This is a genomic window from Streptomyces sp. NPDC033229 (assembly GCF_055576875.1).
The window spans coordinates 1-5,103 of sequence record NZ_JBVIQR010000125.1 but is presented as its reverse complement, the minus strand read 5'-3'; the positions used below and the strand labels follow the sequence as shown (position 1 = coordinate 5,103).

Below are 5,103 nucleotides of genomic sequence, written 5' to 3'. Positions count from 1 at the left end.
AATCCACCACCCTGTGCGTACCGCATACCTGTCGACGTACCGCAAGGATCAAGACCTGTCAGCACCTATGACAACACGAGTTCAGCCTCAGTAAATGAGCAGGGGTACGACTCGCCACGGTGGGCTGGCCGGAAGCTCCGCATCGCCCAGCTTGAAAGCAAGGGCGAGCCCTTGAAGGCCCAGAAGCTTCGGGAGAAGCCGCTAAAGACTGCCAATTCGTGGTCCTGGACAGCAGTCCGCCAGATCGTCCTTTCTCCGGTAATCACCGGGCACCTGCCGCACCAGGGTGAGATCTACCGGCATTCACAGACAGGTGAAATGGTTCGTGTGGGGCCAGAGATAGCCTCCCTTGTCGACTATGCGCGACTGCGCGCAATGTTCGGTAAGAAAGTCCCGCACCACTGGACGCGATCAGCAATGCCGGGCGGTAGGTCAAAAAGCTCCGGTCGCCTAGTTACCGGGTTCCTGTCGGACTACCTGCACTGCGGGGAATGCGGCAGCCGAGAGACCTACGACACGGCATTCGTCCGAAAGGGAGAGGTGTGGGCCCGCTACCGCTGTCTGCGCCGCCACTTCGGCGGACGGTGCCCCGGGACGCTGATGAAGGGCGTCCACGCGGATCGCATCGTCAAGGAGGCCATGGTCTCGCGTCTGGCATCCCTGGATGACGATCACCCCGCACTCTTGTCCATCGCTGAACGCTGGGCGAACTTGCAGCACCCAGAGCGCAGCGCCCGCAGGAGAGAGCTGGAAGCGCTCATCCGAGAAGAGGAACAATTCTTGGACCGCCTAGAAGAGGAAAAGCTAAATGGCCTCTTCCAAGGGGCGCGCGGTGAGATTCGGTTCAAGGCCCGGTATTCCACCAGCAACGAACGATTGGACCGCTACGAGAAGGAACTATCCGAACTCCCGGAGGGGAACGTTCGGGAGATCACGTTCCTGCGCGACTGGATGCTATTCGAAGAAGCATGGGACGATTGGCAACTCGCCGAGCGCCGCGAAATCCTGGGGTTGGTGCTGGAGCGTGCATGGCTCTTCAAGGCTCCGACGTCAGGCGTGAAGCCCTCCGTTGACCGCTTCCGGTTCTGGTGGGTCGGCGACGAGCCACCCACAGACATCGGCGTTCCCATGACGCTGGAAGAGCAGGAAAGCGCGTAGCGGCTCTCTCGGGCCCGTTCCTCCGACTGGAGGGGCGGGCCCTTGTCGTTGTCCCGCCTGTCCCGCTGTGTCCCGCCACGCGCGGCGAAGCGAGTAAGTGGCGTCGGTTCCTGGCGGGCTGTGTCACGTGCACCAGTGCATGCCCTCGCAGCAACGAGCGGGGAAGCCCGCCATCCAAGCGAGCCGTGTCACGGCCCCCTGTTTACGTCTCTAGCAGGTACTCGCCTGGCACCCACGAGAGGACCCGGCATGAGCCACCCCGAAGAGATCCCTTCCGCACCCGCACGACTGGTCTCCCCACAAGCCAAGGGCGATCCGTGGACATTCCGCGTCGCCTGCCCTTACTGCCCACGTGTCCACATCCACGGAGCGGGCCACAGCGCCGCTGACGCTCACGCCCACTACGGCCCCCGGCGCACGCACTGCACGGACGTGATCCAGCGGGGCCGGACGGTGTTCGACGCGTCTCCGTACCGAGACCGCTCGTACCGACTCGTTCCGGCGGTGGCGGCGTGACGGACGCCCTGGGGGTGCTGGAGCTGGACGGGATGCTGTTCCAGTCGGCCAAGCTGGCGGAAGCGGAGGACGCGGCGGAGCCGCCGGTCCCCACGGGCGTGGAAGCGCTGGAGGCGATCGAGTCGGCGATCCGCCGGTTCGTGTGGTTCCAGCGCCCGCATCACTTCACGGTGGCGGTGCTGTGGACGGCGTACACGCACCTGCTGACGCAGTGCCCCGGCCTCCCGATCGCTCCGCGTCTGGGGATCTTCTCCGGCGCCCCGGGGTCGGGTAAGACGCGGGCTCTGGAGGTCTTTTCCAAGCTGGTCGCGAACGGCCAGGACGTGGGTTCCATGTCGTCGGCGGCCATGCTGCGGATCATCGCTTCGGCGGATGGCTCGGAGGAGCCCGGGGCGTCCCCGGTAGTGCTGTTCCCGGATGAGCTGGACCGGACGTATTCGGCGAACTCGGCAGGCAGTCAGGATGATCTGACGATCATCCTCAACGCCGGATACAAGCGCGGTGCGGTCGTGCTGCGGGCGCACAAGGACAAGCAAGCCGAAGTGGTCCGCTATCCCTGCTTCGCGCCGGTCGCGTTCGCCGGTCTGGCCACCGCCCGGCTCCCGGACGCACTCCTGACACGGACGTTCGTCATCCACACAACCCGTGCCCGGCGGGAGGAGCGCCCCCAGCCGTACTTCGCTATGGCGCATGACGCGGAACTGGCGGAGGTCCGGGAGTCGGTCGGGCGGTGGGCGCGGGACTCCGCATGGCGGTTTGCCACCCCGGAGAAGCTCCTGGAGGAGCTGATGGACCCGGCCGTCATGGAAGTGGTGGACGGCCGCGATCACGAAATCTGGTCCTGCCTGTGGGCCGTGGCCAGGTCCGCCGGGGGTGACTGGCCCGGCCGATGCATGGAGGCCCTCGTGGCGGCCAAGGAGGACGCCCGCGATAGCGCCGCCGGGTCATCCTCCATGCGGCTCCTGGCGGCTCTCAGGACCCATTACACGGACCTGAAGCACCGGGGCAGGGTCACGGTCGGGATAGGTCCCGACGACGCGTGTACTGCCGCTCTCGCACTGGACCCCGTGGTGTTCCACCGATTCGAGGGCCGGGAGGAGCTACGGCCGGAGGACGTGGGGGCGTTGCTGCGGCAACACGGGGTGAAGTCCGTCCGCGTCCGTACTGGCAACGGTCGCGCGTGGGGCTGGCACTGGGCGGATCTCCAAGACACCTGGGAACGCGTTCTCCCGCCAGTGGACGACGCCGACGAGGCAGTGGAGGAGCGGGAGAACCCCGGAGCCGACGTGTTCGGCCAAGGCCGCTAGGCCCTCCGCACGCGGCGGGACGCACCGGGACAGCGGGACACACCGCCTCCCGAGGCAATTCATGCCCTCCCCCACGGCGTCCCCTCTGGCTAAGCGGGCCAGGCGGCGCGCACGGGGCGGGCCCTTTCAACACCCAGGGTCAACAGGCCCTGCATTACTGATGGAGCACACCGATATGAGCAAGAACAACCCGCATGACGTCCTGGACGCCCGTGCGGAGGAGACCGTGGGCACGTGGCCGGTGTCGTCCATGACCTGGCACGAGCCGACGGCACCCAAGCGCGTCCACGAGGCATACGCGGCCCTTAAGGCCGCCCTGGCGGTCCGGGACGGACTAGAGGCGGAGTTCCGGGGCCTGCGTGCGGCTGATGAGCGCCAGGAGCAAGAGCGGCGCGACGCGCACACGGCTCACCTGGCCGGCGGCCCTGCTCCGAAGGCGTACAAGCGCGTGGACTACCTGGCCCAGCGGGAGGACAAGCTCCTGGCCGTCCGGGCGGCTCACCAGCGGGCCCGAGTTCTGCGCGACCAGTACGACGCCCTGGAGACGGACCCGGAGGTCCTGGCGGAGGAACGGCAGTTCCTGGTGAAGACCCTGGAGGGCGAACACGCTCGCATGGCGGAGCTGGTCGTGGAAGCGGAGCGCGCGTACCAGCGTTTCGCAGCCATCAAGGGGCGCGCGGAGTGGCTGTCTCTGAAGGTCGGCGACGTGGAAGCCCCCGAGGGGCTGAGGCACGCAAACGACGACGTCGCCGACGGCTCCGACTGGGACGCGCTTCTCCGAGTGGCCCACTCGACGGACCCGCTTGTGACCGGCGAGTGGCTCGTCTCCGCCCTCCAGGAACGTCGTGCTGCGGCGTAGGGCGCCCTTTCGGGGGCCTGGCAGCCAATGCCGGGCCCCCTTTCCCGTACCCGGTCCCTGGTGACCCGCTTAGACGCCTTGGAGGCAACCCCTGAACTTCGCAACCTGGCTCACGGGCCAGACCGACCGTGACGACGCCACGGGCCGCGTGGGCCTGGCCGTCGCCAACCACCTGGCGGATGGCTGGACACCTCGTTCCGGCTCCGTCGACGAGATCCGCAAGCTGGCCCCCGCCCTCGGCGTGGACCTGGCAGACGTGGACGAGGCGGACGCCCGCTATCGGGTGGGCCATATGACGAGCCCGTTCCGTGCGGAGGAACTGGAGATGGGGGCAACGCGATGACGGCTGCCCCAGTCAACGCCCGCCAAGAAACGGTTAGTTGGCTCCACGAACATCGAGACCCGTCGGTCACGGAACTGACGCACCGGGCCCGCATCCTGGCGGCCCTGGCCGTGGATCGACCGGAACTGGTGGCGGCCATCTCGGGCCGTGAATTCCGCGACCTGTGCACGCACGTGTTCAAGAACCCCAGAGGGGCCCACGTCCCCGGGTTCGTCCGACACCGCCAGGCGACAGCCGACCGGACGGCGTAGTCGAATCCCCCACCACCGAACACCACAGGAGTTCCCTTGCCCGATCACAGAGCGCGCGACCGAGTGGCGGACGTCGTCGCCGAAGTGACCACCCGCGTGAGCGCCACCCATTCCGGCACCCCGGAACCGACCCCCGCCATGCCGCTGTCCACGGTCACTCATGTGGGCCTTGGCGGGCTCGACCCTCGGGCAGTCCCGGCGGTGTACGACCCGGAGACGCTGGCCCAACAGGTGCCACGCAACCAGCCTGGACATACGCAGAGCCACGGGACGGGCTGGAGGGACGGGCAGCCCGTCTATCAGCGCTAAGGAAGAGCGCGGCTGAGGGTGCGGCGGCCAGGGCGGGGGCGTCGATCAGGCGGCCGTCCAGGCTGCGGAAGGAACGCCCCCACCCAGGCGAGTTGTAATGCGTGGTCTGCGCACGTGATGTTGTACGTGGTTCCCGGCGTCCGTCTTAGACGTGGACCCGTGTAGCCGCTTGCACTTGGCGGGACGGGCACGGACGACAACGTTCAACCGCTGTGTCGCCCGTGCCACAAGGTCAAGACGACTATGGAGTTCCGAACCGCTTTGACCTACTGATCTTTTCGTAAGTTCGGTGGGGTTGCTGAGTGGATGGTCAGGCCGGTGTGGGCGAGGAAGGACCATGGCAGTTGTGGGTTGTGGTTG

The 5,103-nt window shown here is 67.2% G+C and carries 5 protein-coding genes and 1 pseudogene; all 6 read left to right on the top strand.

Annotation, left to right across the window (positions count from 1 at the left end; all coding sequences use genetic code 11):
• Positions 1–171: 171 nt before the first annotated feature.
• On the top strand, positions 172–1,158 hold the full coding sequence (locus ACZ53N_RS36265) for a recombinase zinc ribbon domain-containing protein (RefSeq protein ID WP_469144983.1): 987 nt from the start codon (positions 172–174) through the stop codon (positions 1,156–1,158).
• 512 nt (positions 1,159–1,670) lie between these two features.
• Positions 1,671–2,981, top strand: a complete 1,311-nt coding sequence (locus ACZ53N_RS36260; RefSeq protein ID WP_469144982.1) for a DUF3631 domain-containing protein — start codon at positions 1,671–1,673, stop codon at positions 2,979–2,981.
• Positions 2,982–3,156: 175 nt separating this feature from the next.
• Positions 3,157–3,840, top strand: a complete 684-nt coding sequence (locus ACZ53N_RS36255) for a hypothetical protein (RefSeq protein WP_469144981.1) — start codon at positions 3,157–3,159, stop codon at positions 3,838–3,840.
• Between the two features lie 148 nt (positions 3,841–3,988).
• The gene (locus ACZ53N_RS36250; RefSeq protein ID WP_469144980.1) at positions 3,989–4,183 is read left to right on the top strand and encodes a hypothetical protein; all 195 of its coding nucleotides are present in this window, start codon (positions 3,989–3,991) and stop codon (positions 4,181–4,183) included.
• Between the two features lie 287 nt (positions 4,184–4,470).
• Positions 4,471–4,743, top strand: coding sequence for a hypothetical protein (locus tag ACZ53N_RS36245; protein WP_469144979.1), 273 nt, complete (start codon positions 4,471–4,473; stop codon positions 4,741–4,743).
• 174 nt (positions 4,744–4,917) lie between these two features.
• Positions 4,918–5,016 (top strand): annotated as a pseudogene (locus ACZ53N_RS36240) (hypothetical protein); the annotation flags it as partial.
• Between the last annotated feature and the right edge of the window lie 87 nt (positions 5,017–5,103).